Genomic DNA, 25,540 nt, shown 5'->3' on the forward strand with positions numbered 1-25,540 from the left:
CGGGCCGGGCGGAAATCCTTGGGACGGGTTTCCCGGCCTTGCTGGCCTTGCGGGCGAAGGCCTACCGTCACAGTGGATTTTCAACCGAAAGGCCCCGCCGATGCGCGTCCTGATTGCCGCCCTTCTTGCCTCGACCGCCCTGCCCGCCTGCGCCGACACCATCGCGGCAACGAGCCGGATCACCGCCGTGACCGTCTACCCTGACGGTGCCCGGCTGACGCGGGAGGTGACCTTCACTGCGCCTGCTGCCGGAAGCCATGAGCTTCTGGTCACCGACCTGCCCTATGACAGCGACCCGGGGATGATCCGGCTTGCCGCCTCAGAAGGGTTGCAGGTGGGAGCGTTCAACCTGCGCGACGACCGGCTGCCTCCGCGCGAGGACCCGCTGACCGAGGCGCAACAGACGGCGAAGGCCGAAGTCGAGGCAGCGCAAGCCGTTGCCGATCAGGCGCAGCTGGCGCTGGAGGCGGTCGCGGCGAAGGTCGAGGCGGCAGAGGCGCAAGTGCGGTTCCTGTCGTCCTTCACCGGCGCGCTGCCGGACGGGGCGACGCCGATGGACATCAAGGCGATGAGCGTGATGGTACGGACTGAAACGCTGGCCGCCCGCCAGTCAGCCTTGGCGGCGAAGGCCGAGCTACCCGCCGTCCAGAAAGCCGTGACCGAGGCGCAGGAGGCGCTGGCCAAGGCGCAAGCGGCCTATGATGCTCTACCCTCGGCAGACATGGACTACACCGCGCTGTCGGTGGCGGTGACGGCCGAAACTGCGGGGGAGCAGACGGTCACCGTCACGCAATATGTTGGCAATGCCAGCTGGCAGCCGGTCTATGACCTGAACCTGACGCGCAAGGATGGCGACAAGCTGGTGTTGAACCGGTCGGTCCTGGTGACCCAGTATACCGGCGAGGACTGGGACGGGGTGGCGTTGACGCTGTCGTCCTCACGGCCCACGGAACAGGCGGCACCGTCGCAGCTTTGGCCGGAACTGCGCAGCATCGGCGCCGAAGTCATGCCAGGTGAGGCGCTGCGGAAATCCACGGACAGCGAGGCCGACTTTGGCATGGTGGTCGCCGAATCCGCCGCGCCGGCGATCACGGCTGGGGCAGCGATCGAAGGCGATACGGTCGTCTATCAGTACCCCGAGGCCGTCACCGTCGCCACCGGGGCCGAGAACCTGCGGCTGGCGCTGGACAGCCTGGACTTTGCGCCCGTGGTCGAAGCGGTGGCCGTCCCACGGCTGGACAAGACGGCGTTCGTGATGGCCAGTTTCACCAATGCCAGCGCCGAACCGCTGCTGCCCGGGCAGGCGATGCTGTTCCGCGAAGGCGTGCTGGTCGGGTCGACCTGGCTGGACGTCATTGCTCCGGGGGTGGAGACCGACATCGGTTTCGGCGCGATCGAGACGCTGACGGTCAAGCGCGAGATGCCGGTGCGGGCGGGGGGCGAGACGGGGGTGTTCACCTCGTCAAACCAGCAGAGCGAAAGCGCGGTAATCACGGTGGAGAATACCGGGACGGAAGGCTGGCCAATGCGCATCCTGGACCAGGTGCCATACAGCGAGCAGGACGACCTGGAGATCGAGGTGAGCGCCTCTCCCGCACCCACGGAGACCGATGTCGAGGGCCAGCGCGGCATCCTGGCCTGGGAGTTCGATCTGCCCGCCGGGGGCAAGGAGACGATCACCCTGGAACATGTGCTGACCTGGCCCGAGGGCATGATCCTGCAGTGATCCGTCCCGTCCGGGACACCGAAGGGCCGGGCCGCAACGCCCGGCCCTTGCCGTTGCGTCACCCGCCAAAGTTGCCCGCCGCACGCTGACTTCACGTCAGGCGTCGATCTGACGTGACGTCACAGTGACGTTAACGTCAACTGCTCTGGTAATCTTGTAGAAGGGTTTGCATCTGCCGGCGCAGCAGATGCTTCCCAAATGACGAGTTGACCGATGAATTCGAGCGTACCGACTGATGTGATGACCATCCGCGAGATGTGCGAGGCTTATGACGTGACCCCGCGCACCCTGCGGTTCTACGAGGCCAAGGAACTGCTGACCCCGATCCGCATCGGGACCAAGCGGCTGTTCACCCGGCGCGACCGGGCGCGGCTAGGGCTGATCCTGCGCGGCAAGCGGTTCGGCTTCAGCCTGGAGGATATCCGGCAGACGCTGGACCTGTACGACCGGGACGGCGGCCTGACCGCGCAGCGGCAGAAGGCCTACGACCTGGCGGTGAAACGCCTGGCCGAGATGGAGGCCCAGCGCGCCGAGTTGGACGTGGCCATTGCCGAGCTGAAGGCCGAACTGGCCGATGCGCAGGCCAAGGGCCTGGTGCCGCAGCGCGCGGCCTGACGACAAGACCCGCGCCCCCGTGGCGCGGCATGAACAGGGAAGAGGAGTGAGAGATGCCCAGCTATACCGCCCCCGTGAAGGACATGCAGTTCCTGCTGCACGATCTTCTGAAGATCAGCGAGGCCGATATCCCGGGCTACTCCGACCTTGACCGCAGCTTTACCGAAGCCGTCTTCGACGAGGCGGCCAAGGTGGCTCAGGACATCCTCACCCCCCTGAACGCCGTGGGCGACAAGGAAGGCTGCGTGCTGGAAAACGGTGTCGTTCGGACGCCGACCGGGTTCAAGCAGGCCTTCGACAAGCTGCGCGAAGGCGGCTGGATGTCCTTGGACGCGGCCCCGGAATACGGCGGGCAGGGGCTCCCCTACCTGATGCACACCGCGGTGAACGAGACCTTTGTCTCGGCCAACATGGCGTTCAACATGTACCAGGGCCTGACCCATGGCGCCTATTCGGCGATCCTGGTGCACGGGACGGACGAGCAGAAGGCGAAGTGGCTGCCGAAGCTGGTGACCTGCGAATGGACCGGCACGATGAACCTGACCGAGCCGCATTGCGGCACCGACCTCGGGCTTCTGCGCACCAAGGCGGAACCGCAGGCGGATGGCAGCTACAAGATCACCGGGCAGAAGATCTTCATCTCGGCCGGGGACCACGACATGGCGTCGAACATCGTCCATCTGGTCCTTGCCAAGGCCCCGGGTGGTGGCGAGGGGACGAAGGGGATCAGCCTCTTCATCGTGCCGAAGTTCCTGGTGAACGAGGATGGCTCGCTCGGCGACCGCAATGCTGTCAGCGTCGGCAAGGTCGAGGAGAAGATGGGCATCCACGGCAACGCCACCTGCGTCATGAACTATGACGGGGCGACGGGCTGGCTTCTGGGTGACCTGCACAAGGGCATGCGGGCCATGTTCACGATGATGAACGAGGCCCGGCTTGGCGTGGCGCTGCAGGGTTATGCGGTGGCCGAGGCCGCCTACCAGAACTCGCTGGCCTATGCGAAGGACCGCCTGCAGGGTCGTGACGTGACCGGGGTGAAGAACCCGAACGGCCCCGCCGATCCGCTGATCGTGCATCCCGACATCCGCCGCAACCTGATGGAGCAGAAGAGCTTTGTCGAAGGCGCACGGGCGCTGACCTTCTGGGGCGCGACGCTGATCGACCGGGCTCATCACGGCGACGCGGCGGCGGACGGGCTGATCGGACTTCTGACCCCGGTCCTGAAGGGTTTCCAGACCGACAAGGGTTTCGAGATGGCGGTGCAGGCCCAGCAGGTCTATGGCGGGCACGGCTATATCGAGGAATGGGGCATGTCGCAGTTCGCCCGCGATGCCCGGATCGCGATGATCTACGAAGGCGCGAACGGCGTGCAGGCGCTGGACCTGGTGGGCCGGAAGCTTGCAACCGATGGCGGCAAGCATGTGATGGCGTTCTTCGAGATGGTGAAGGCCGAGTGCAAGTCGCATGACGGCGACGAACGGATGAAGGGCTTCGTCGAGCCCTTGAAGACCGCGTCCAAGGCGCTGCAGCAGGCGGGGATGTTCTTCATGCACAACGGCATGAAGAACCCCAACGCCGCGCTGGCCGGGTCCTATGACTTCATGCACATGATGGGCCATGTCTGCCTGGGCCTGATGTGGACCCGGATGGCGAAAGCCGCCTACGAGGCGCTGGATCAGGGCGCGCAGGACCGCGACTTCTACGAGGCGAAGATCGCCACCGGCCGCTTCTACATGGCCCGCCAGCTTCCCGCTTGCGCGATGCACCTGATGCGCATCGAGTCCGGCGCCGATACCGTGATGGCGCTGACCGCCGAGGCGTTCTAGGCTCTCGCCCAAGGGGCGGGCCACAAGGCCCGTCCGACATGCACGGGAGGGACGGGATGAAGCTTTATTCGTTCGGCGAAAGCGGCAACGCCTACAAATGCGCACTCGCGCTGGAAATGGCCGACCTTGAGTGGGAGCCGGTCTTCGTCGACTTCTTCAAGGGCGAGGCGCGATCGCCGGAGTTCAAGAAGATCAACGAGATGGGCGAGGTGCCGGTTCTGGTCGACGGCGACCTGACGCTGACGCAGTCGGGGGTGATCCTTGACTACATCAGCTCGAAGACCGGCAAGCTGGGCGGCCGTTCCGCCGCTGAACGGCGCGAGGTGCTGCGCTGGCTCTTCTGGGACAACCACAAGCTTTCCACCACCATCGGCACCACGCGGTTCCTGATGAACTTCCTGCCTCCGGAAAAGCGCCCCGAGGCGGTGATCCCGTTCCTGCAGGGCCGCCTGAAAGCCGCCTACACGGTGCTGAACGACCATCTTGCGAACCGGACCTGGGTCGCGGGGGACTCCGTCACCATCGCCGACCTCAGCTGCTGCGGCTACCTCTACTACCCCGAGCCCTACGGTTTCGACCGCAAGGACTGGCCCCATATCGACGCCTGGCTTGACCGCGTCGCCGCCCTGCCCGGCTGGAAACATCCCTACGACCTGATGCAGCGGGCTTTCCCCGCGTAAGGAGACCTCCGATGACCGACGCATACATCTACGACGCCGTCCGTTCCCCCCGCGGCAAGGGCCGTCCCGACGGGTCCTTGCACGAACTCACCTCGGTCGCGCTGTCGGCCAAGGTGCTGAACGCGGTGAAGGAGCGGAACGGGCTGGAGGGCCACGTGGTCGAAGACGTGATCTGGGGCAACGTCACCCAGGTCGGCGAACAGGGCGGCTGCCTGGCGCGGTCGGCGGTGCTGGCATCGGACCTTGACGAACGCATCCCGGGGTTGGCGATCAACCGGTTCTGCGCCAGCGGAATGGAGGCGGTGAACCTGGCCGCGAACCAGGTGAAGGGTGGCGCGGGCCACGCCTATATCGCCGGCGGGGTCGAGATGATGGGCCGCGTGCCGATGGGGTCCGACGGGGCGGCGATTGCGGTGGACCCAGGCCTGGCGATGAAGACCTACTTCGTGCCGCAGGGGATTTCGGCGGATATCATCGCCACTGAGTATGGGTTCACGCGTGACCAGGCCGATGCGCTGGCGATGGAATCGCAGCGCCGGGCGGCAGTGGCCTGGGCCGAGGGACGATTTGCAAAGTCCGTGCTGACGATCAAGGACCAGAACGGTCTGCCGATTCTGGCCACCGATGAATACATGCGCCCCGGCACCGACATGCAGGCGCTGGGGGCGCTGAAGCCGGCCTTCAAGGAGATGGGCGAGATGATGCCTGGCTTCGACAAGGTGGCGATGATGAAGTACCCGCATCTGGAGAAGATCAACCACATCCACCATGCGGGCAACTCCAGTGGCATCGTGGACGGGGCCGCCGCCGTGCTGATCGGCAGCGCAGAGTTCGGCAAGGCGCATGGTCTGAAGCCCCGCGCCTGCATTCGGGCGACGGCGAAGATCGGGACCGATCCGACGATCATGCTGACCGGCCCGGTTCCGGCGACCGAGAAGATCCTGAAGGACTCGGGCCTACAGATCAGCGACATCGAGCTGTTCGAGGTGAACGAGGCCTTCGCGTCCGTGGTGCTGCGGTTCCAGCAGGCCTTCGATGTGGACCCGGCGCTGGTCAACGTGAACGGCGGGTCGATCGCGATGGGCCACCCCTTGGGCGCGACCGGCGCGATCATCATCGGGACGCTTCTGGACGAGCTGGAACGGCAGGACAAGGCGATGGGACTGGCCACTTTGTGCATCGCCAGCGGCATGGGCGCGGCCACGATCATCGAGCGGGTCTGATGCAGAAATGCGACAAAGTTGACGTTAACGTCATGCACGGAATGCATGCCCGCGTTGATGTCGTTTTCCGGCATCCGACTGTCGCAATCCTACGTCGCCTGCAGGGTGATTCTCCCAAGATGAACCGGTATCCAAAACGTTTTGGGAACCGAATTCATGCTTTATTCGCAGGTCACGTTACAATTGCAGCGGCGAGGCGAGCTGCTCATGTCCGGGCAGATCGACACGCTGATCGCGGACTTCGACTATCCGCTGCCGGTCTTCCTGGGGCCCCGACAGATGGTCATCACCTCGCCCCTGCAGGCCTGGTGCATCTTCGATCACCTGCGCAAGGCCTATGTCGAGCGCGGCGTGGTGATGCTGCGCCCGAAGATCTCGGCGATCGACCTGCCGCGGTCAGGCCGGTTCCGCATCTGGGTCGACTGGCACGAACTTGCCTTTCCGGCAGAGGCGTCCCGCATCTCGCAGGCGGTCTACTACTGCCGCCAAAGCCCGCTTGGTCTGCGGACCGAGATGTTGAACTATACCCATCTGTCGATGCCCGAACTGAACGGACAGTTCGAGGCGTTTGCCCTGTCCGCCTGACGCCGGGATTCCCCGGTCGGGCACAGGCCCCATCGGTGGAGACCCCAAATGCCCGTCATTGATCCCGCGAAAGTCCCGGTGAAGACCGGCTCGATCTACCCTGAACCCTACGCCAGCATGATGCGGGGGCGGTCCTCGCTGCGGCTGGGCGAGGCGGGGGGGCTGACGCAGTTCGGGGCGAACCTGGTGACGCTGGAGCCCGGGGCGCTGTCCAGTCTGCGGCATTGGCATCAGCACGAGGACGAGTTCGTGATGGTGACCGAAGGTGAGTGCACGCTGGTGCAGGATGCGGGCGAGACGGTGATGCGACCGGGCGACTGCGCGGCCTTTCCGGCCGGGTCGACGGACGGGCACCATTTCATCAACCGGACCGACAAGGTGGCACGCTTTCTGGTGGTGGGCACCAAGGCCCCGCGCGAGGTGGCGACCTATTCCGATGTCGACCTCCGGGTCGAAATCGAGGGGGGACGCGCCCGGTTCACCTACAAGGACGGCAGCGACTGGAACGGTCCGCGATGAACCCACTGACGATCTATCAGGATGCGCTGGATACGGTGTCGCGTGCTGTGATGGCGGCGGATTTCAACGCCTATGCCGCGATGATCGATCTGCCCTACCTCATTCATACCGCGAAAGCCGATCTGCTCGTGACTTCGGTTGCCGACCTGCACCCGACCTTTGACGCATTGTCGCTAGGTCTGAGGTCGCGCGGTGTCACCCATTACGAGCGCGTGGCGCGAGCCGCAGACTATGTCGCCCGGGATCGCATCGAGGGCTGGCATCACACGCATACGCTGGCGGAGGGCGAGCCCATGGCCTGCGCGCATGTCTCGCGGCACACGCTGGTCCGGCGCGGCGACCGCTGGCTGTTTTCCGAGGCGCGGTATGACATGCTGACTGCCACGCGATGGCCTCTGACCGACGGCGACCTCTTCGCCAATGTCGACCGCGATGCCAAGGCAGGGGTCACATCATGATCGTCGATCCCGCAACCGCACCCCAGGACGAAGGCGAGAACGGCGGGGTCACCGTCTATCTGTCGCAAGGCGGCGGGCTGACCCAGTTTGGCGCCTATCTCGACACGCTGATGCCGGGGGCATGGTCCAGCCGGCGGCACTGGCATTCGGCCGAGGACGAGTTCCTGTACCTTCTGTCCGGAACGGCCACGTTGCACGACGATAACGGGATGACCGACCTTTTCCCCGGCGATGCAGTCGCTTGGCCACATGGGCAGCCGAACGGGCACCACCTGACGAACCGGGGGGATGTGCCTGCGCGCTGGCTGATCGTAGGCTCGCGCTGCCGGGGCGACATCTGCACCTACCCCGACGAGGGCCAGCGCCAGATCAACGGTGACACGACCTGGCGGGTCGAGGCGGCGGACGGGTCGGTCCTGCGGTCGGGCGACCTGCCGGAGGAGCTATTGCACCTTCGCGCGCCCTGGGGCAGCCCTTGGGACGGCTCGGCCCGTCCGAACGTGCTGCGGGCCGGGTCGGTGCCAAAGGTCCTTTGCGCCAACAATTACCCGGCCGAGTTCTCGGACCTGGGCGATGCCTGGGACATCGCCTTGTCAGATGCCGGCGGCCTGACCCAGTTCGGCGCATTTGTCGAAATCCTGGCCCCCGGCGGTCAGACCAGCCTGCGGCACTGGCACTCGGACGAGGACGAGTTCCTGTATGTCCTGGACGGCACGGTGACGCTGATCGAGGACGACGGACCGCAGCTGATCGGCCCGGGCACTTGCGTCTGCTGGCCTGCTGGCGTGCCGATCGCCCACTGCCTGCGGAATGACGGCTCGGCCCCCGCAACACTGTTCATCGTCGGCTCGCGCTTTGCCGAGGACGAGGCGACCTATCCCGACATCGACCTGCACTACACGCGCCGAAACGGGCTGCGGACCTTCGCACACAAGGACGGCACCCCCTATCCCGGCTGGCCGCGCGAGGTGGGCAGGTGATGGGTTTGCACGTGACGCTCCAGAGCGGGCAGTTCGCCGTTCGCGGGAACCTTCCAATGGTTTCCTCTACCTTGCATTGCAGGACCCTGCATGGTCCACTGCCAACTCATATGACGGGAGGCGTGTACCCAAGCCACCTCCTTGCCAGGGGTGTACGCCGCCGCTTTTGCAAGGAGATGATTTCAGTGCAGCCACGCACCATCCTGCAGACCTATCTGGACGAGGTCGGCAAAGCCGTCTTGACCGAGCGGTTCGAAACCTACTGCTCGCTGATCCAGCTGCCCCTGAACATCCTGACCTCTTCGGCGAACCTGACGATTGCTACGGTCGATGACCTGCAGGACGGCTTTGACGAATACTGCGACATGATGCGCAGCCTGGGCGTGTCCGACATGGTGCGGACCGTCAAAGTCGCCCGGTTCCAGGGGAACGACCACATCGTCGGCATCTATGAGACCCGCCTTCTGGATGGGCCACGGCAAGTTCTGCCGACCTTCCATTCGAAGATGTGGATCGGCTGCTTCGACGGGATCTGGAAGGCGGAAAAAATCCACAACACCACCGACGATGTGCGCTGGCCGATGCTTTACTCACGGCTCGGCTCTGACACCTGGACGATCGAGGAGTAATGAGATGACCGATTTCACCATGACCACAGACGCCGACGGCGTCGCCACCATCACCTGGGACGTTAAGTCCAAGTCGATGAACGTGATGTCGACAGAGGCTTTCATGGCCCTGAGCGGCATGGTCGATCAGGCGCTGGCGGATGCTGGCGTGAAGGGGATCATCATCACCTCTGGCAAGAAGGACTTTGCCGGGGGGATGGACCTGAACGTCATTGCCCAGATGCGGGCGGGGGGCGCTCAGGCGATCTTTGACGGCGTGATGCAGATGCACCAGGTGTTGCGCAAGATCGAGCGCGCCGGGATGGACCCGAAGACGCTGAAGGGCGGCAAGCCCATCGTGGCCGCCCTGCCCGGCACCGCGCTGGGGATCGGGCTGGAGCTGCCCCTCTCTTGCCACCGGATCATCGCGGCTGACAACCCGAAGGCCAAGATCGGCCTGCCCGAGATCATGGTCGGCATCTTCCCCGGCGCGGGTGGAACGACGCGGTTGTCGCGCAAGCTCGGCGCGATGATGGCGGCGCCGTTCCTCTTGGAAGGCAAGCTCGTCTCGCCCAAGGAAGCCAAGGGCGCGGGGCTGATCGATGAGGTCGTGGCACCCGAGGATCTGCTGAAGCGCGCCAAGGAATGGGTGCTGTCGGCAACGGATGCGGACCTTGTGAAGCCCTGGGACGCCAAGGGCTACAAGATGCCCGGCGGCGCGCCCTATCATCCGGCGGGGTTCCCGACCTTTGTCGGCGCCAGTGCCATGGTGCATGGCAAGACGATGGGGGTCTATCCGGCGGCGAAGGCGTTGCTGGGCGCGGTCTATGAGGGTTCGCTCGTCCCGTTCGACACCGCCCTCAAGATCGAGGCGCGGCACTTCACGTCGGTCCTGATGAACCCCTCCTCTTCGGCGATGATCCGGTCCTTGTTCATCAACAAGGAAGCGCTGGAGAAAGGCGCGAACCGGCCGAAGGTCGAGGATCAGGCGGTCAGGAAACTGGGCGTCATCGGCGCGGGGATGATGGGGGCGGGGATCGCCTATGTCAGCGCCAATGCGGGGATCGAGGTCGTCCTGATCGACTCGACGCAAGACGCGGCGGACCGCGGCAAGGCTCATTCCGAGGGCATCCTCGACAAGGGGATGAAGCGCGGCAAGGTGACGGCCGAGAAGAAGGCCGAGGTGCTGGGCCGGATCACGGCGACGACGGACTACGCGGCGCTGGCGGAGGTGGACCTGGTGGTTGAGGCGGTCTTTGAGGACCCGAAGATCAAGGCCGAGGTGACGGCGAAGGTGGAGGCCGCGGTGGGCGCGGACTGCATCTATGCGACGAACACCTCCACCCTGCCGATCACCGGGCTGGCGGCCGCAAGCAAGCGGCCGGAGCAGTTCATCGGCATCCACTTCTTCTCGCCCGTGGACAAGATGATGCTGGTGGAGATCATCCGGGGCAAGGCGACGGGCGACCGGGCGGTGGCGAAGGCGCTCGACTTCGTGCGGCAGATCCGGAAGACCCCGATCGTCGTCAACGACGCCCGCTTCTTCTATGCCAACCGCTGCATCATTCCCTACATCAACGAAGGCATCCGCATGGTGGCCGAAGGCGTGGAACCGGCGCTGGTGGAGAACGCGGCGAAGCTGGTGGGCATGCCGCTGGGCCCGCTGCAGCTGGTGGACGAGACGTCCATCGACCTTGGGGTGAAGATCGCCAAGGCCACGAAGGCCGCGATGGGCAAGGACTATCCGGACGAGGCGGTGGACCATGTCCTGTTCTGGATGGCGGATCAGGGCCGTCTGGGCAAGAAAGCCAATGCAGGGTTCTATGCCTATAGCGACAAGGGCGAGCGTCTGGGCCTGTGGGAGGGGCTGGAGCAGAAGTACCCGCAGGACAAGATGCAGCCCAGCCTGACCGACGTGCAGCACCGGCTTCTGTTTGCACAGGTGCTGGAAGCTGTGCGCGCGCTGGAAGAGGGCGTGTTGACCGACATCCGCGAGGGCGACGTCGGCGCGATCCTGGGCTGGGGCTTTGCGCCCTGGTCGGGCGGGCCGTTCTCGTGGCTCGACATCATCGGTGCGGTCCGGGCGGTGGAGATCTGCCGGGGCCTGACGGCGCAGTTCGGGCCGCGGTTCCATGCACCGGCGCTTTTGCGCGAGATGGCCGAGAAGGGGCAGACCTTCTACGGCCGGTTCGGCGGGGAAAAGGCTGCGGCCTGAGTGACTTAAGGTAGGGTGGGCAAGCTGCCCACCCTACTTTCGCGTCAGCGTGAAGATCCCCGACCCCACGACCAGCCCGGCCCCGATCCAGGTGGCAAGGTCGGGCCGTTCGCCGAACAGCAGCATCGCCAGGACCATCGCGAAGATCAGCCGGGTGTAGCGGAAGGGCGTGACGGCCCCGACCTCTCCGGTCCGCATGGCGTAGGTCAGGGCGTGGTAGCCTGCCATGCCGAAGACGACGCCCCCGGCCAGGTGGGCCAGGTCTGGGCCCGTGGGCACCCGGGCGCCGCCGGTGACCACCAGCAGGATCGCCCCTGCGGTCGCCAGCATGGCAAAGCCCAGCGCTCCAAGCTGGCGGTTCGACAGGCCCTTGGGTGCGGCGCGGGTGGCGAGGTCGCGGCCGGCGAAGCCGAGGAGGCCCACGACGGCGAGGAGCGAGAGGGCCGAGAAGTCGGAGCCGGGGCGCAGGATGACAAGCACACCGACAAAGCCCACCAGCACGGCGATCCAGCGCTGCAGGCTGACCCTTTCGCCAAAGACCAGCGCCGCGCCCGCGACAACGACAAGGGGCGTGGCCTGCAGGATGGCCGAGGTGGTAGAGAGGGCCGTGAGAGTGATGGCAAGGCCGTAGAAGAGCCGCCCGGTAATCTCGAACCCGCAGCGGATCAGCATCGGGCGCGACAGGAAGGCGGGGGGCATAAGCGCCTCGCCAGCCCGTGAGGCCATGGCGGCGAAGACCAGCATGCCGGTGAGGCCAATGGTCAAGAGGACCTGGCCGAGGGGCAGCGTCTGGGCGGCGGCCTTGACGAAGACGTCCTCGACCGCGAACCCGGCCATCGAGGCGGTCATGTACAGCGCACCGCGCTGGTTGTCGGTCAGGGGCATGGGTGGGCTATCCGGGCCTCGGCGGCGCGAGACCCCCTCCCCAGCCCTCCCCCTTGCAGGGAGAGGGGGCGCGGGATGGTTGGTGCGTCGCCCGGAAACGCCGGGGGAAGGCTCACCGCGCGCCCCAGGTGTCCGACAGGCGGTAGCCCTGCGGCCAGGGGTCCTCGGGGTCGAGCATGTGCTGGTGCGTCCCGGTGATCCAGGCGCGGCCGGAGATTTCGGGCAGGATCGCATCCAGGTCGCCAACCTTGGCGGTGCCAATGATCCGGCCTTCGAACTGGCCGCCGATCAGCGAGTGCGCGCGCAGGACCTCGCCTGGGCCGATCTGATTTCGGGCGGCGAGCAGGGCCAGGCGGGCCGAGACGGCAGTTCCGGTGGGGGAACGGTCGATCTTGCCGGGGCGGATCGAGACGGCGTGTTGCGTCTCCCAACCGTCCGCCACCTTGGTGAGCGGCCCGGCGAAGAGGCAGAAGGAGAAGTGCCGCCAGTCGGGATTTTCGGGGTGATGGAAGCCAAGCTGTTCGTCGGCGGCCGTGGTGATCTGAACGCCGAGTTTCGCCATGGCATGTGCGTCCTCGGGTGCGTGGGTGAAGCCCAGCGCCTGGGCGTCGACCACGACGAAACTGTCGCCGCCATAGGCCGTGTCCACGGTGATCCGGCCCAAGCCGGGGACGTCCAGCGGCACAGCCAGCTTGTCAGCGAAGGAGGGGAGGTTCCGCACATGGATGCGCTCGGCCTTGCCGTTCCGGCAGTCGGCGCGGATGGTGACCAGCCCACCGGGGGCTTCGATGGTCAGCTCGGTCACCGGCTCGGTCATCGGGAGGATTCCGCTGTCCAGCAGCACCGTGGCGACGCAGATTGAGTTGGACCCGGACATCGGCGGGTTGTCCTCGGGCTCCATGATGATGAAGCCCATTTGCGCGCGGGGGTCCTTGGGGGGAACCAGCAGGTTCACGTGCCGGAAGACACCACCGCGCGGTTCGTTCAGGACGAAGTTGCGAAGGGTCTGGTCGCGCCAGAGGGTCTCGCGCATCTCCCACAGGGTGCTGCCTGCTGGTGGGGCGACGCCACCGACGATGACGTCACCGACCTCGCCCTCGGCATGGGCGGAGATTACATGAAGGGTCTTTGAACTGCGCATGGGGGCCTCCTCCCGGAAACTGGCCGGGCGGAGGCAGAATGGCAAGGGGCCTCAGACCAGGCTGAAGGCAAGCCCGGCCAGGAAGGCGCCGGTCAAGGAGAGGCCAAGGTAAAGCGCGAAGACGCGGGGGCGGACCAGCGCCCAGACGGCCATGGCGGCGGGGATCGAGGTGACGCCGCCCGCGATCAGGAAAGCCATCGCGGCGCCGGGCTGCAGGCCTTGCTCCATCAACCCGCTGACCAGGGGCAGGGCGGCATAGCCGTTCAGGTAGGCAGGGACGCCGACGAGCGTGGCCAGGCCAATCGGGCCAAGGCCGCTGCCGCCCAGGTGGGTCGCGATGGTTTCAGCCGGGATGAAGGCCAGCATCAGGCTTTCCAAGAGGAAGGCCAGCACCAGCCACTGGACCAGGAAGCGTGCGGTGCGGAACAGTTCGGTGCCAAAGGTCTGGCGGCGGGTTGGGTCCTGCCAGACGGCCCAGGCGATGGGCTTTGTCCCGCGCGCCTTGGCTTTGGCCGAGCAGGAGCAGGAGGTGGCACCTTCGCGCAAGGTCTGCGCGCCGAGCCAGCCGCCAAGCGCCTGCGTGACGGTGCCGCCCAAGAGGCCGAGGCCGATGGCGGCGGCGGTCTTGGCCAGCGCGAAGTCAAGGCCGAGGATGCCCCAGGTCAGGACGAACATCTCGGGGTCCATGATCGGCGAGGCAAGCCAGAAGGCCATGACGGGGGCGAGGGGCACACCCATGGCCAGAAGGGCCGCGATGATCGGGATGACGCCGCATGAGCAGAAAGGCGACAGCGCGCCGATCAGGGCGGCGAGCACGATCATGCGGGCCGGGCTGCCAGTGAAGGCGCGGGCGATCACCGCATCGGCACCCGAGGCGATGGCATAGGCGGCCAGCGCGGCCGAGGCGAGGAGGAACGGCAGGACGCCGACCAGGGCGTCAACGGTGAAGCGGGCGGTTTCGGCGCCTTGGGTCGGCGAAATCAGGGCGACAAGCGCGAGGAGGGCCAGACTGACAAGACCGACGCGCCAGGGCTTGAGGCGCAGCGTCAGCGGGGATGGGGCGGGAGGGGCGAGAGTGTTCATAATATTCTATATCCCTAGATTTGTGGTTTCTTTGGATCGCGAAAAGGCCTGACGTTCAGACGGTGGCCTCCTCCGGGGTCAGGGCGGGCAGGCCTGCGCAGCATTCCGCGACAAGGAAGCTCGACAGGCGACGGATTGCGTTGAATTCGGCGCGGTTCACCACCTCGCGGCCGATCTTTTCTTGCGAGACAAGACCGGCGTCGACGAGCGTACCCAGGTGGTGCGCAAGGGTCGAGGGCGCGATGCCAAGATGCGCGCCGATCTGGCCGACATTCAGACCGCCCTCCCCCGCCTTGATCAGCAGACGGAAGATCGACAGCCGGGCATCATGGCCAAGGGCTGCAAGGGCGCGGGCTTCTGTGGTCATCGTGGTCATGCCCTCAACATAACTACGAATCTAGTTTTGTAAAGCGAAACGAGAACGCCGCTGGCCAGGGCGGTGGCCAGCGGCGTCAATTCCACGGTCGCACTGCGCGACCAAGGGGCGTCAGATCAGCCCGGCGTGCTTCATCGCGGCCTTGATCTTGGCCTTGGTCCCGTCGGTCAGACCGACCAAGGGCAGGCGGACTTCCTCGGAGCAGAGGCCGAGGAGCGAGAGACCGTACTTGGCGCCCACGAGGCCCGGCTCGATGAAGATCGCCTCGTGCAGCGGCATCAGTTTGTCCTGGTACTCCAGCGCCTTGGCGTGGTCGCCGCGCAGGGTGGCCTCCTGGAACTCGGCGCAGAGGCGCGGGGCGACGTTGGCGGTCACCGAGATGCAGCCGACGCCGCCATGGGCGTTGAAGCCCAGTGCGGTCGCGTCTTCGCCCGAAAGCTGGATGAAATCCGCCCCGCAAGAGGCGCGCTGCATCGAGACGCGCTCGATCTTGCCGGTCGCGTCCTTGACCCCGATGATCCGGGGCAGCTTGGCTAGCGTTCCCATCGTCTCGGGCGACATGTCGATGACCGAGCGGCCGGGGATGTTGTAGATCACGATCGGCAGCTGGCAGCAGTCGTGCAGCGCGGTGTAATGCGCGATCAGGCCCGCTTGCGTCGGCTTGTTGTAATAGGGCGTCACGACCAGCGCTGCGGTGGCGCCGACCTTCTCGGCATGGCGCATCAGGCTGATGCCTTCGACGGTGTTGTTCGAGCCTGCGCCCGCGATGACAGGAACCCGGCCTGCAACAGCGGCCACCACCTCTTCGATGACCTTCTGGTGTTCGGCATGGGATAGCGTCGGGCTTTCCCCCGTCGTCCCCACCGGCACGATCCCGTGGCTGCCTTCGGCAATGTGCCAGTCGACAAGTTTCTTCAGCGTCACCAGATCCAGCTCGCCGTTCTTGAACGGCGTCACCAGGGCAGGAAGGGACCCTCTGATCATGACGCTTCTCCTTCTCGATGGGCGGAATTGCCCGGGCTTTAGCGCGCTTCTCATAGCGGCTGGCAGGCCCGCTGCCAAGTGTTGCCCACTAACGCACTCGTGGGTTGTCCGCGGGCGGGCGCTCAGGCAGATTCAACGTCATGAGCAGCAAGAACATGATCCGGGCGCTGGTCCTGGCCCTTGGCCTCCAGACGTTTCCGGCAGCAGCAGACACGACACAGGCAATGCGGACGGCTTTGGAGCTGGCCGCGGGCAAGGATTGGGACGGCGCGCTGGCCGTGGCGCCCTCGGGCGTCGGGCGCGACGTCATCGAATGGCAGCGCCTGCGGGCGGGCGAAGGGCGGCTGGGGGAGTACGAGGAGTTCCTCGCGCGCCGCCCGGACTGGCCCGGCCTGCCCTTGATGCGGGAAAAGGGCGAAGAGGCGGTGGCGCGGTCCGACGATCCGGCCCGGGTGATCGCCTGGTTTGAGGTCGGCCCGCCGGAAACCGGGGAAGGCGCCATCGCCTATGTCCGCGCCCTTCTGGCGGCGGGCCGGGCAGCGGATGCCGAGACCGAGGCGATGCGTGCCTGGGCCGAGCTGCCGTTCAGCGCCGAGGACGAGCAGGCGATGATCGCCCTTGCCCCCGAAGCCGTGGGCTTTGTTCACGAGTTGCGCCTGGACAACCTCCTCTGGGACGGTCGTAGGCAGGAAGCCGAGCGTATGCTTCCCCGCGTGCCCGAGGACCTGCAGGCCCTCGCCCGCGCCCGCATCGCCCTGCAGACCGAAGCCAAGGGCGTCACCGGTCTGATCGAGGCCGTGCCGAAAAGTCGGACGGGCGACCCTGGCCTGGCCTACGACCGGTTCATCTGGCGGATGAAGAAGGACCTCTATGACGAGGCGCAGGAGCTGATCCTGGAGCGGTCCGTTTCGGCGGAAAGCCTGGGTCGCCCGGAAGCCTGGGCCGAACGCCGGGCGGTACTGGCGCGCTATCTGATGCGGAACGGCAAGGCCAAGGCGGCCTACCGGGTGGCGGCCAACCACTTCCTGCCCGTCGACAGCGGTGCCTCGGCCTATGCCGATCTGGAGTTCCTGGCGGGCTTCATCGCGCTCCGGCGCCTTGACGATCCGGCCACAGCGGAAAAGCACTTCCAGCACCTTCTGGCCGGGGTCTCGACGCCCATCAGCCTGGCGCGGGCGCATTACTGGATCGGGCGCGCGCAAGAGGCGGCGGGCAAGGACGGCACTGCCAGCTACAAGGCCGCGGCCCAGCACCAGACCGCGTTCTACGGCCTGCTGGCGGCGGAACGGCTGGGGCTGACGCTGGATGCAAGCCTTCTGGCCCGGCCTGCGGCCCCTGATTGGCAAGGTGCGGGCTTCACCCAATCTTCGGTCCTGGCCGCAGCGCAGCTTCTGTTGAAGGCGGGCGACCTCACGCTGGCCAAGCGGTTCCTGTTGCACCTTGGCGAAAGCCAGGATGAAACGGGGCTGACGCAGATGGCCGACATGGCGCTGGCCTGGGACGAGCCGCATCTGGCCCTTCTGGTGGCCAAGGCTGCCGCCGAACGCGGGCTGATCCTGCCGCACGCCTATTACCCCACGCCGGATTTCGTGCCCGACGGGCTGAAGGTCAGCCGGGCGCTGGCGCTGTCCATCGCGCGGCGGGAAAGCGAGTTCGATCCGGCTGCACGCTCCAGCGCCGATGCGCGGGGGCTGATGCAGGTCCTGCCGGGGACGGCCAAGTTGATGGCGGCAAAGCTGGGCAAGCCCTTTGACGCGGGCAAGCTCTTCAGCGATCCGGCCTACAACGTCGCGATGGGCGCGGCGTACCTGGCCGAGATGGCCGAGGAGTTCGGGCCGTCCATCGCCCTCATCGCTTCGGGCTACAACGCAGGGCCCGGCCGTCCTCGGCGCTGGATCAATGAATTCGGCGACCCGCGGCGGGCGGATGTCGACGTGGTCGACTGGGTCGAGACGATCCCCTTTGCCGAGACCCGGACCTATGTGATGCGGGTGGCCGAGGGCGTGGTGATCTACCGGGCCAAGCTGAAGGGCGCGGTCGGGCCGGTGCGGATTAGTGAAGAGTTGAAAGGTTGAGACGGGACCACGATTTTTCGACGAAAAATCGCGCCCTTAATCCTTGTGCCGAACCTCCAGCTGCGCCAGCCTGACCTGGCGCAAAGCCTCGACCAAGAGCGCGGTCAAGAGGCCAAAGCTCAGGAACCCGTTCACCGCTGCCATGACCGACAGGATGCGCCATTCCTGCGGGGCCACCACATCGCCAAGGCCCAGTGTGGTGAAAGCGACAAGCGAGAAGTAGACCGAGGCCTCCAGCGTCGGGAAGGCCCCGAGCACAAACAGCGCCAGCGCCCAGATCCAGACGCCCGAGGTGACCACCGCAAGAACCCAGAGGCAGACGCCGACCAGCATCAGAAGGAGTTTCGGCCGCTGCGGTTGGGCGATCAGCCAGGGATGGGCCCGCTTAAAGGCGGCCTCCAAGAGAAACGCCGCTACTGCCATGATCAGCACGTTCACGACCAGAAGCCCGGTGCCGAATGCTATCTGGACGAACATTGCAACCCTTCTGGACTAAGCCTGCCCCAGACCTTATCTGAACCGGATCATGGTGGCCAAGTCCGATCCCAACTCCAAACTCATCGCCGAAAACCGGCGGGCGCGTTTCGATTACCACATCGAAAGCGACCTGGAGGCTGGGATCATGCTTCTGGGGTCAGAGGTGAAAAGCCTGCGCCAGGGCGGGTCGAACATCGCGGAAAGCTATGCCTCGGTTGAAGGCGGAGAGCTGTGGCTCATCAACGGCTACATCGCGCCGTACCTGCAGGCGAAAACCTTCGGGCATGAGGAGCGGCGGCGGCGCAAGCTTCTGGTTTCCAAGAAGGAACTCTCGCGCCTGTGGAGCGCGGTGGGCCGCGAGGGCATGACCATCGTGCCGATCAAGATGTACTTCAACGACCGCGGGATCGTGAAGCTGAAGCTGGGGATCGCCAAGGGCAAGAAGCTTGCAGACAAGCGCGAGACCAGCGCCAAGCGCGACTGGGACCGCGACAAGGCGCGGCTCTTGAAGCAGAACAGCCGCGGCTGAAGCTTTCACTTTTCGAACATTTCTTGCTGGAAATGCCGCTTTCTGGCAGAATTTCCCCTGCCGGACATGAAGTCCGGGGGATAAGCCGGGATCACCCGGTAAGGGAACCGGCCTAGAGGGAAAGGTAAGTGGGACATGGGTATTGAACTGATCATCCAGATCATCGCGGGTCTGATTGGCGGTAACGCTGCGGGCGCGGGGCTGAAGAACCTCAGCCTCGGCACGGCAGGCAACTCGGTCGCCGGTGCCGTCGGCGGCGGGCTTGGCGGAGTGCTCATGGGCATGCTGGGCGGTGATGCCGCTGCGGCGGCTGGCGCTGCGCTGGAAGGCCTCGACATCGGCGCGATCATCCAGTCCGTCGCGGGCGGTGGCGTCGGTGGAGCCGTCCTGACGGCAATCCTTGGGATGGTGAAGAAGGCCCTGGTCAAGTAACCGGACACAATGACAAGGCGCGGGGGCAACACGCGTCCCCGCGCCGCTTGCGCCATGCGCGCCCGCATGGGTATATCCGGGTAACGCCCGGAGGCCCGCATGACCCCATCGCCGCAGGATGATCCGAAGACGCTGGTCTCGACCGACTGGCTGGCAAAGCACCTGCGCGACCCTGATCTGCGGGTGCTGGATGCCAGCTGGTATCTTCCGGCGATGAACCGCGATGCCAAGGCGGAGTATGCCGCCGCCCACATCCCCGGCGCGCGGTTCTTCGACATCGACGAGATTTCCGACCATCGCTCCAGCCTGCCCCACATGGCCCCGCCGCCGGAAAAGTTCATGTCGCGGATGCGGGCGATGGGCGTGGGGGACGGGCACCAGGTGGTGGTCTATGACGGGGCGGGAATCTTCTCGGCCGCCCGCGTCTGGTGGACCTTCCGCCTGATGGGCAAGACCGATGTGGCGGTGCTGGACGGCGGATTCCCCAAATGGCAGGCCGAGGGCCGCGAGGTCGAGGACATGGCCCCGGTGATCCGCGACCGGCACATGACGGTTTCCCGCCAGAACCATCTGGTGAAGGACGTGACGCAAGTTGCCCATGCGGCAAAGCTGGGCGAGGCCGAAATCCTCGACGCACGTGCGGCGGCGCGTTTCCGGGGCGAGGCGCCTGAGCCGCGGGCGGGCCTGCGGTCAGGCCATATCCCGGGGTCGAAGAACATCCCCTTCGGCGAGGTGCTGAACCCCGACGGCACGATGAAGCCGCCTTCCGCCCTGAAGCAGGTGTTCGAGGCGGCAGGTGTCGACCTGAGGAAACCCGCGATCACCAGCTGCGGCTCGGGGGTGACGGCAGCGATCCTGTCGCTTGCGCTGGAGCGGGTCGGGCACCGGAACCACGCGCTCTATGATGGGTCCTGGGCGGAATGGGGTATGTATGATGACCTGCGGGTCGCCACTGGCCCCTGAATGCGCCTTATCGCGCTCAAGCTCCTGCTGACGGCGGGCGTCTGCGGCCTGATCGGCTGGAGCCTTGCGCGGCCCGACAAGGGATTTCTGGCGGAACTCGCGCTTCTTGGTCCCTGGGGCTCGGCGGTCCTTGTTCTGGCCTTCCTTCTGGCCGTGGCGCTGTATGCCCGCGACCTGCAACGGGTACTGGAAGCGATCCCGGAACCCTTCCGCGCCGCACGCCCGAAATCGGTCTGGCTGATGTTCCTGATCCCTTACAACTTCGTCGAGGATTTCTGGATCATCGGCAATGTCGCGGCCTCGCTGAAGGCCCGGGCCGCAGCCTGCGGCGTCACCAGGGGGACCTTCGGCCTGATTTCGGGCCTTGGCTGGTGTGCCTTGCAGATCCTCGCGCTGGTCCCGCATGAGGTGGGAAGCGTCGCGGGCCTTCTTGCCGTGCCGCTCTGGCTGTGGCACTGGGCCTATGTCCGACGGGCAAGGGCCGCGATCACGGCCGGCGCCTGACCAACCCTTGGAAACCGCCATGCTTGAAACCCTGAATCCCCAGCCGCAGGACAAGATCCTGCAACTCATCGCCATGTTCCGGGACGACCCCCGGACCACGAAGATCGACCTTGGCGTCGGCGTCTACAAGGACGCGACCGGCCTGACCCCGGTGATGCGCGCGGTGAAGGCGGCCGAGAAGCAGCTGTGGGAGACGGAGAAGACCAAGACCTATACGGGTCTCGCCGGTGAGCCCGCCTACAACGCGGCTTTGGTGTCGATGATCCTCGGTGACGGCTACGCCGATCGCGCGGCCTCGGTCGCGACCCCCGGCGGGACGGGGGCGATCCGGCAGGCGCTGGAGCTGATCAAGATGGCCAACCCCAAGGCGCGGGTCTGGATGTCGGCGCCGACCTGGCCGAACCATCCGTCGATCGTGAAGTACCTCGGCATGACCGGGGTGGAGTATCGTTACTTCGACGTCGCCACCTCGGGCATCGACTTCGCGGGTCTGATGGCTGACCTGGAGGGCGTCGCGGCTGGAGATGCGGTGCTGCTGCACGGCTGCTGCCACAACCCGACGGGCGCGAACCTGTCGGCGGACCAGTGGGACCAGTTGATCGGGCTTCTGCAGAAGAAAGGGGCGGTGCCCTTCGTCGACCTCGCTTACCAGGGCTTTGGCGACGGGCTGGAGGAAGACGCCGCCGCGACCCGCAAGATCGCAGCGGCTTTCCCGGAGGTGCTGATCGCGGCGTCGTGCAGCAAGAACTTCGGCATCTACCGCGAGCGGACCGGGATTCTCGTCGCCCTGACCTCCCCTGACCGCAAGGCCGTGGTGCAGGGCAACCTGAACTTCCTGAACCGCCAGAACTACAGCTTCCCGCCGGACCACGGCGCGCGGCTGGTGACGATGATCCTTGAGGATCAGGCGCTGACCGCCGAGTGGAAGGCTGAGCTGGAGGAGGTCCGCCAGAACATGCTGGGGCTGCGGAAGCAACTCGCCGACGAGCTGCGTCGCGCGACGAACTCGGACCGGTTCGACTTCGTCGCCCATCACCGTGGCATGTTCAGCCGCCTGGGCCTGACCGAAGCGCAGGTGAACCGGCTGCGGGAAGAGCACGGCATCTATATGGTCGGCGACAGCCGGATCAACATCGCGGGCCTGAACGCGAAGACCGTGCCGGTGCTGGCGGCTGCTATCGCATCTGTCATCGGGTAGGTGGGCAGATTGCCCACCCTACGGGGGTCGCGCCTGTGCTTGCGGTAGTCCTGTCCTTGGCAGCGGCGGCGGCCTTTGCGGCCTCGGCAATGTTCATCGACAGCGTGTCCGGCCGGGTCGGCCCGCTGCAATTGTCGCGATGGCAGATGAGCCTTGCCTGCCTGATGACCGCCGCCATCGTCGCGGTCACCGGGGGCTGGCAGACGCTGGACCTGGAAATGGTCCTCTGGCTCACCGCCTCCTCTGCCTCCGGCATCATGGTCGGTTCGCTGACCTATATCGCGACGATCCAGTTTACCGGCCCGAGGATTTCGGCGCTTCTCTTCACCACCGCCTCACCCTTCGCCCTGGCACTCGGCTTCGGCTTCCGAGGCGAGACAGTGACCCTGACCCAGTCCGCAGGGGTTGGCCTGATCGTCGCGGGGATCGCGCTGGCGGTCATGGGCCCCAAACAGGACGAGGGCGCGCGGACGCCTAAGCCCCTTTGGATCGGCATCGGCCTTGGCCTTGTCACCTCTTTCGCGCAGGCTTTAGGCAGCCTCCTCGCCCGCCCCGCGATGCTGGAGGATGCCGACCCGGTGGCGGCTATGGTGGTGCGGTCGGGGACCGGGGCGCTGTTCTTCATCGCGCTCCTTGCGCTCCCCGCCTTCCGCCCGGCCGCCCTGCCCTCGCGGTCGGAGATCCGGCACATCGGCTTTGCGGCGCTGGCCGGGATGGTCGTGGGGATGTCCTTCCTGATGGCGGCGCTTGCGCGGGGGGATGTGGGGATCGTGACCACGCTATCCTCCACCACCCCCATCCTGATCCTGCCGATGGTCTGGGCCGTCTACCGCCGCATTCCAGGCCCACTGGCCTGGGTCGGGGCCGCACTGGCGGTCATCGGCACGGCCCTTATCTCTGCCACCAGCTGAGGCTTGGCAGGCCCCCTGCCCCGTGCTTGACTGCAGCGAAAATCCGGGGGGATGGAAATGGCCAAGTCAGCAAAGCGGATCACGGCCGCGGAAGCGGCGGAGCTGGTGCGGTCGGGCATGTGGCTCGACTACGGGGCGGTGCTGGCACAGCCCGATGCCTTTGACGAGGCGCTGGCCAAACGGCTGGGGGAGGTTACGGACCTTCGCTTCCGGTCCGTCCTCACCGCCCGCCCCCGCGCGGTGCTGGAGGCGGACCCGGAGGCCAAACACGTCCACTGGTTCTCCACCCATTTTTCCGGCTACGACCGCCGGAAGCACGACGCCGGGATGGCGCATTACCTGCCGGTGAATCTGGGCGAGGTGCCCGACTACTACCGCCGCTTCATCGACCCGCCGGACATCGTGGTCTTCAAGACCGCGCCGATGGATGAGAGGGGGTATTTCAACTTCGGTCCGAACACGCTGTGGATGCGGGCGCTGGTAGAGCGGGGCCGCGTGGTGATCGTCGAGGAGACGCCCACCCTGCCTTACGTGATGGGCGAAGGGACCGGGGTGCATGTGTCCGAGGTGGACTACATCATCCCAGGGTACGACCGACCGATGGCCGAGCTGCCGAAGGGTGCGGCCACCGAGGTCGACAAGGCCGTCGCCCGGCTGATCGCGGCAGAGGTGGAGGACGGGTCCTGCTTGCAGATCGGGATCGGGGGGATGCCGAATGCGGTCTGTTCGCTCTTGGCGGAGAGTCCGGTTTCGGACCTGGGCATCCACACCGAGATGATGACCGACGGGATCGTGGACCTGTATCGCGCGGGGCGGGTGACGGGGGCAAAGAAGCAGATTAATCCGGGGAAGATGGTCTGCACCTTCGCTCTCGGCGCCCAGTATCTCTACGACTTCATCGACCGGAACCCGGAGGTGGAGTTCCACCCGGTGGACTATACCAACCTCCCCCACAACATCATGCGGAACGACCGGGTGGTGTCGATCAACAACACGACCCAGGTCGACCTGCAGGGGCAGGCGGCGTCGGAGACGGACGGGTTCCGGCATATCTCGGGGACCGGGGGGCAGCTCCAGTTCGTGCGGGGGGCCTATGGGTCGAAGGGCGGGAAAAGCTTCATGTGTCTCGCCTCGACCTACGACAAGAAGGGGGAGCGGAAGAGCCGGATCGTGACGGCGCTGACCCGGGGCAACGTGGTGACGACGCCCCGGACGGACATGATGTATGTGGTGACCGAATACGGGATGGTGAACCTGAAGGGGCGGTCGATTGCCGAGCGGGCGCGGGCGTTGATCTCCATCGCGCACCCGGATTTCCGGGAGGAGCTGGAGCGGGACGCCTATGAGCACCGGCTGATCCCGCGGGGGTTCTTCTGAGGCGGTGTCCACGGTGGACAAAACCTGGGATGCTTATTGAATCAATGGGTTGAGATTTTTTGTTAGGGGTTTCTTCACACCTCGGAGAACGCCTCCTCGTGCGCCTTCGGCTTCTCGTCGGGAGATCAGCGAGGAGTGACGAAGTCATCGACGAGCGGCTTCAGCGGCTGGCCCGCCAGGCGGACAGAAGCCCCGCCGCCGCAATAAGCACCATGCCGGTGAAGCCGAGCGCGTCGGGAAGTTGCCGGAACACCAGCCAGCCCAGAAGCGTGGCGAAGGCGATGTGCATGTAGTTGACGGGTGCCAGGGTGGAGGCCGGTGCCTCGCGGTAGGCTGTCGTCAGGAGGAGGTGGCCCACGGTCGCGCAGGTGCCGTAGATCAGGATCAGGCCGATGTCGGGGAGGGTGGGCATCGTCTCGCCTCCGATGACCAGGGTCGCGGTGACCGAGAGGACGGAGCCGATCAGCGCGGTGTGGAAGAGGAGGGCCATCGTCGTCTCGGTCCGGGTCAGGATGCGGGTGAGAAGGTGGTAGCCGGTGCCGAGGGTCGCGTTGATAAGGCAGAGGGTGACGCCCCAGGGGTCGAGGCCGCTGCCGGGGCGGGCGATGAGCAGGACGCCCATGAAGCCCAAGGCGGCGCAGAGCCAGCCCAAGGCGCTGACCTTCTCGCCCAGGATGGGCCCCGAGGCGAGCATCAGGAGGACGGGGGTGATGTAGATGATCGCCACCGTCTCGGCCACCGGCATCACCCGGAGGGAGAGGAGCATGGTGAGGGTCGCGACAGCGAGGAGGAGGCCGCGGAGGAGGACGAGGCCGGTGCGGTTCGTGGCCCAGACGGCGCTGCGGTGGCGGGGCCACATGGTGAGAAGGACGAGGACGAGGTTGATCAGGTAGCGGGCCGAGAGGACCATGGTGGCCGCATACAGCATCGAGAGGTGCTTGCCGAGCGTGTCGCCCCAGGCAAAGAGGAAGGTCGCGGCCAGGACCAGGGCCACGCCTTTCAGGGGATTGCCGTCGCGCTGCATGCGGGGGGATTCCTTCGTCGGTCGGACGGTAGCTGCGGGCGGAAGCGGAGGGAAGGGCTCGTCGTGCGACTTCGTCGCCTCCTCGCCGGTATGTCCACGCAGGACAGGAAAGCGCGGGAGAGCAAAATCAAGGGGTTGGCTGCAGG

General features: G+C 66.1%; 26 protein-coding genes. 19 read left to right on the forward strand and 7 right to left on the reverse strand.

The window, feature by feature from the left end; genetic code table 11:
• The first annotated feature begins 100 nt into the window (after window positions 1-100).
• From AC2EAL_RS01505 to AC2EAL_RS01555, 11 genes are all read left to right on the forward strand, one after another.
• On the forward strand, window positions 101-1,726 hold the full coding sequence (locus tag AC2EAL_RS01505) for a DUF4139 domain-containing protein (RefSeq protein ID WP_484722405.1): 1,626 nt from the start codon (window positions 101-103) through the stop codon (window positions 1,724-1,726).
• 240 nt (window positions 1,727-1,966) lie between these two features.
• Window positions 1,967-2,341: a MerR family transcriptional regulator gene (locus tag AC2EAL_RS01510; RefSeq protein WP_484722406.1), complete on the forward strand. Its 375-nt coding sequence runs from the start codon at window positions 1,967-1,969 to the stop codon at window positions 2,339-2,341.
• 53 nt (window positions 2,342-2,394) lie between these two features.
• A complete protein-coding gene (locus AC2EAL_RS01515; RefSeq protein ID WP_484722407.1) occupies window positions 2,395-4,167 on the forward strand; it encodes an acyl-CoA dehydrogenase C-terminal domain-containing protein in 1,773 nt (590 codons plus the stop codon).
• Window positions 4,168-4,223: 56 nt separating this feature from the next.
• Window positions 4,224-4,847: a glutathione S-transferase family protein gene (locus AC2EAL_RS01520; RefSeq protein ID WP_484722408.1), complete on the forward strand. Its 624-nt coding sequence runs from the start codon at window positions 4,224-4,226 to the stop codon at window positions 4,845-4,847.
• Between the two features lie 11 nt (window positions 4,848-4,858).
• On the forward strand, window positions 4,859-6,070 hold the full coding sequence (locus tag AC2EAL_RS01525) for an acetyl-CoA C-acetyltransferase (RefSeq protein WP_484722409.1): 1,212 nt from the start codon (window positions 4,859-4,861) through the stop codon (window positions 6,068-6,070).
• A 207-nt stretch (window positions 6,071-6,277) separates the two neighbouring features.
• Entirely contained in the window at window positions 6,278-6,655 is a 378-nt protein-coding gene (locus tag AC2EAL_RS01530; RefSeq protein WP_484722410.1) for a hypothetical protein, read from the forward strand.
• Window positions 6,656-6,703: 48 nt separating this feature from the next.
• Window positions 6,704-7,174 carry a cupin domain-containing protein gene (locus AC2EAL_RS01535; RefSeq protein ID WP_484722411.1) on the forward strand — a complete coding sequence of 157 codons (471 nt, stop codon included), beginning with the start codon at window positions 6,704-6,706 and terminating at the stop codon, window positions 7,172-7,174.
• Window positions 7,171-7,632, forward strand: a complete 462-nt coding sequence (locus tag AC2EAL_RS01540; RefSeq protein WP_484722412.1) for a hypothetical protein — start codon at window positions 7,171-7,173, stop codon at window positions 7,630-7,632. Before AC2EAL_RS01535 ends, AC2EAL_RS01540 begins: the two co-directional genes overlap by 4 nt.
• A complete protein-coding gene (locus AC2EAL_RS01545; protein ID WP_484722413.1) occupies window positions 7,629-8,612 on the forward strand; it encodes a cupin domain-containing protein in 984 nt (327 codons plus the stop codon). Before AC2EAL_RS01540 ends, AC2EAL_RS01545 begins: the two co-directional genes overlap by 4 nt.
• Window positions 8,613-8,797: 185 nt before the next feature.
• Complete coding sequence (locus AC2EAL_RS01550; RefSeq protein WP_484722414.1) at window positions 8,798-9,241, forward strand: hypothetical protein; 444 nt, start codon at window positions 8,798-8,800, stop codon at window positions 9,239-9,241.
• A gap of 4 nt (window positions 9,242-9,245) precedes the next feature.
• Complete coding sequence (locus AC2EAL_RS01555) at window positions 9,246-11,435, forward strand: 3-hydroxyacyl-CoA dehydrogenase NAD-binding domain-containing protein (RefSeq protein ID WP_484722415.1); 2,190 nt, start codon at window positions 9,246-9,248, stop codon at window positions 11,433-11,435.
• A 33-nt stretch (window positions 11,436-11,468) separates the two neighbouring features.
• Here the strand turns inward: AC2EAL_RS01555 and AC2EAL_RS01560 are convergent, their stop codons facing one another.
• From AC2EAL_RS01560 to dapA, 5 genes are all read right to left on the reverse strand, one after another.
• Window positions 11,469-12,320: a DMT family transporter gene (locus AC2EAL_RS01560; protein ID WP_484722416.1), complete on the reverse strand. Its 852-nt coding sequence runs from the start codon at window positions 12,318-12,320 to the stop codon at window positions 11,469-11,471.
• Between the two features lie 112 nt (window positions 12,321-12,432).
• Complete coding sequence (locus tag AC2EAL_RS01565) at window positions 12,433-13,461, reverse strand: trans-3-hydroxy-L-proline dehydratase (protein ID WP_484722417.1); 1,029 nt, start codon at window positions 13,459-13,461, stop codon at window positions 12,433-12,435.
• Between the two features lie 51 nt (window positions 13,462-13,512).
• Window positions 13,513-14,544, reverse strand: coding sequence for a permease (locus AC2EAL_RS01570; RefSeq protein ID WP_484722418.1), 1,032 nt, complete (start codon window positions 14,542-14,544; stop codon window positions 13,513-13,515).
• Between the two features lie 55 nt (window positions 14,545-14,599).
• On the reverse strand, window positions 14,600-14,920 hold the full coding sequence (locus AC2EAL_RS01575; protein WP_484722419.1) for an ArsR/SmtB family transcription factor: 321 nt from the start codon (window positions 14,918-14,920) through the stop codon (window positions 14,600-14,602).
• Between the two features lie 111 nt (window positions 14,921-15,031).
• Window positions 15,032-15,904 (reverse strand): 4-hydroxy-tetrahydrodipicolinate synthase, encoded by an 873-nt coding sequence (dapA, locus tag AC2EAL_RS01580; protein ID WP_484722420.1) that lies wholly within the window; start codon window positions 15,902-15,904, stop codon window positions 15,032-15,034.
• A 140-nt stretch (window positions 15,905-16,044) separates the two neighbouring features.
• On the opposite strand from dapA, the gene AC2EAL_RS01585 reads away from it, so the two are divergent.
• Window positions 16,045-17,979: a lytic transglycosylase domain-containing protein gene (locus AC2EAL_RS01585; protein ID WP_484722421.1), complete on the forward strand. Its 1,935-nt coding sequence runs from the start codon at window positions 16,045-16,047 to the stop codon at window positions 17,977-17,979.
• Window positions 17,980-18,015: 36 nt separating this feature from the next.
• Here AC2EAL_RS01585 and AC2EAL_RS01590 read toward each other — a convergent pair whose 3' ends face one another.
• Window positions 18,016-18,456 (reverse strand): ion channel, encoded by a 441-nt coding sequence (locus tag AC2EAL_RS01590; protein WP_484722422.1) that lies wholly within the window; start codon window positions 18,454-18,456, stop codon window positions 18,016-18,018.
• Window positions 18,457-18,505: 49 nt separating this feature from the next.
• Between AC2EAL_RS01590 and smpB the strand changes: the two genes are divergently transcribed.
• The 7 genes from smpB to AC2EAL_RS01625 all read left to right on the forward strand — a co-directional run bounded on the left by smpB (window position 18,506) and on the right by AC2EAL_RS01625 (window position 24,370).
• Window positions 18,506-18,985 (forward strand): SsrA-binding protein SmpB, encoded by a 480-nt coding sequence (gene smpB / locus AC2EAL_RS01595; RefSeq protein WP_484722423.1) that lies wholly within the window; start codon window positions 18,506-18,508, stop codon window positions 18,983-18,985.
• A 135-nt stretch (window positions 18,986-19,120) separates the two neighbouring features.
• On the forward strand, window positions 19,121-19,417 hold the full coding sequence (locus AC2EAL_RS01600; RefSeq protein WP_484722424.1) for a hypothetical protein: 297 nt from the start codon (window positions 19,121-19,123) through the stop codon (window positions 19,415-19,417).
• Window positions 19,418-19,516: 99 nt separating this feature from the next.
• Entirely contained in the window at window positions 19,517-20,380 is an 864-nt protein-coding gene (sseA, locus tag AC2EAL_RS01605) for a 3-mercaptopyruvate sulfurtransferase (RefSeq protein ID WP_484722425.1), read from the forward strand.
• Window positions 20,381-20,884, forward strand: coding sequence for a hypothetical protein (locus AC2EAL_RS01610; protein WP_484722426.1), 504 nt, complete (start codon window positions 20,381-20,383; stop codon window positions 20,882-20,884).
• Between the two features lie 19 nt (window positions 20,885-20,903).
• Window positions 20,904-22,082: an amino acid aminotransferase gene (locus AC2EAL_RS01615; protein WP_484722427.1), complete on the forward strand. Its 1,179-nt coding sequence runs from the start codon at window positions 20,904-20,906 to the stop codon at window positions 22,080-22,082.
• A gap of 35 nt (window positions 22,083-22,117) precedes the next feature.
• A complete protein-coding gene (locus AC2EAL_RS01620; RefSeq protein ID WP_484722428.1) occupies window positions 22,118-22,993 on the forward strand; it encodes a DMT family transporter in 876 nt (291 codons plus the stop codon).
• 57 nt (window positions 22,994-23,050) lie between these two features.
• Window positions 23,051-24,370, forward strand: coding sequence for an acetyl-CoA hydrolase/transferase family protein (locus AC2EAL_RS01625; protein ID WP_484722429.1), 1,320 nt, complete (start codon window positions 23,051-23,053; stop codon window positions 24,368-24,370).
• 160 nt (window positions 24,371-24,530) lie between these two features.
• On the opposite strand, the gene AC2EAL_RS01630 is transcribed toward AC2EAL_RS01625, so the two are convergent.
• Window positions 24,531-25,394, reverse strand: coding sequence for a DMT family transporter (locus AC2EAL_RS01630; protein WP_484722430.1), 864 nt, complete (start codon window positions 25,392-25,394; stop codon window positions 24,531-24,533).
• Between the last annotated feature and the right edge of the window lie 146 nt (window positions 25,395-25,540).

The organism is Tabrizicola sp. T74 (genome assembly GCF_057219935.1).

Coding starts and splice junctions, on each gene's coding strand:
- AC2EAL_RS01505 (WP_484722405.1), top strand. CDS start 101: ATGCGCGTCCTGATTGCCGCCCTTCTTGCCTCGACCGCCCTGCCCGCC.
- AC2EAL_RS01510 (WP_484722406.1), top strand. CDS start 1,967: ATGACCATCCGCGAGATGTGCGAGGCTTATGACGTGACCCCGCGCACC.
- AC2EAL_RS01515 (WP_484722407.1), top strand. CDS start 2,395: ATGCCCAGCTATACCGCCCCCGTGAAGGACATGCAGTTCCTGCTGCAC.
- AC2EAL_RS01520 (WP_484722408.1), top strand. CDS start 4,224: ATGAAGCTTTATTCGTTCGGCGAAAGCGGCAACGCCTACAAATGCGCA.
- AC2EAL_RS01525 (WP_484722409.1), top strand. CDS start 4,859: ATGACCGACGCATACATCTACGACGCCGTCCGTTCCCCCCGCGGCAAG.
- AC2EAL_RS01530 (WP_484722410.1), top strand. CDS start 6,278: ATGTCCGGGCAGATCGACACGCTGATCGCGGACTTCGACTATCCGCTG.
- AC2EAL_RS01535 (WP_484722411.1), top strand. CDS start 6,704: ATGCCCGTCATTGATCCCGCGAAAGTCCCGGTGAAGACCGGCTCGATC.
- AC2EAL_RS01540 (WP_484722412.1), top strand. CDS start 7,171: ATGAACCCACTGACGATCTATCAGGATGCGCTGGATACGGTGTCGCGT.
- AC2EAL_RS01545 (WP_484722413.1), top strand. CDS start 7,629: ATGATCGTCGATCCCGCAACCGCACCCCAGGACGAAGGCGAGAACGGC.
- AC2EAL_RS01555 (WP_484722415.1), top strand. CDS start 9,246: ATGACCGATTTCACCATGACCACAGACGCCGACGGCGTCGCCACCATC.
- AC2EAL_RS01560 (WP_484722416.1), bottom strand. CDS start 12,320: ATGCCCCTGACCGACAACCAGCGCGGTGCGCTGTACATGACCGCCTCG.
- AC2EAL_RS01565 (WP_484722417.1), bottom strand. CDS start 13,461: ATGCGCAGTTCAAAGACCCTTCATGTAATCTCCGCCCATGCCGAGGGC.
- AC2EAL_RS01570 (WP_484722418.1), bottom strand. CDS start 14,544: ATGAACACTCTCGCCCCTCCCGCCCCATCCCCGCTGACGCTGCGCCTC.
- AC2EAL_RS01575 (WP_484722419.1), bottom strand. CDS start 14,920: ATGACCACGATGACCACAGAAGCCCGCGCCCTTGCAGCCCTTGGCCAT.
- dapA (WP_484722420.1), bottom strand. CDS start 15,904: ATGATCAGAGGGTCCCTTCCTGCCCTGGTGACGCCGTTCAAGAACGGC.
- AC2EAL_RS01585 (WP_484722421.1), top strand. CDS start 16,045: ATGAGCAGCAAGAACATGATCCGGGCGCTGGTCCTGGCCCTTGGCCTC.
- AC2EAL_RS01590 (WP_484722422.1), bottom strand. CDS start 18,456: ATGTTCGTCCAGATAGCATTCGGCACCGGGCTTCTGGTCGTGAACGTG.
- smpB (WP_484722423.1), top strand. CDS start 18,506: ATGGTGGCCAAGTCCGATCCCAACTCCAAACTCATCGCCGAAAACCGG.
- AC2EAL_RS01600 (WP_484722424.1), top strand. CDS start 19,121: ATGGGTATTGAACTGATCATCCAGATCATCGCGGGTCTGATTGGCGGT.
- sseA (WP_484722425.1), top strand. CDS start 19,517: ATGACCCCATCGCCGCAGGATGATCCGAAGACGCTGGTCTCGACCGAC.
- AC2EAL_RS01610 (WP_484722426.1), top strand. CDS start 20,381: ATGCGCCTTATCGCGCTCAAGCTCCTGCTGACGGCGGGCGTCTGCGGC.
- AC2EAL_RS01615 (WP_484722427.1), top strand. CDS start 20,904: ATGCTTGAAACCCTGAATCCCCAGCCGCAGGACAAGATCCTGCAACTC.
- AC2EAL_RS01625 (WP_484722429.1), top strand. CDS start 23,051: ATGGCCAAGTCAGCAAAGCGGATCACGGCCGCGGAAGCGGCGGAGCTG.
- AC2EAL_RS01630 (WP_484722430.1), bottom strand. CDS start 25,394: ATGCAGCGCGACGGCAATCCCCTGAAAGGCGTGGCCCTGGTCCTGGCC.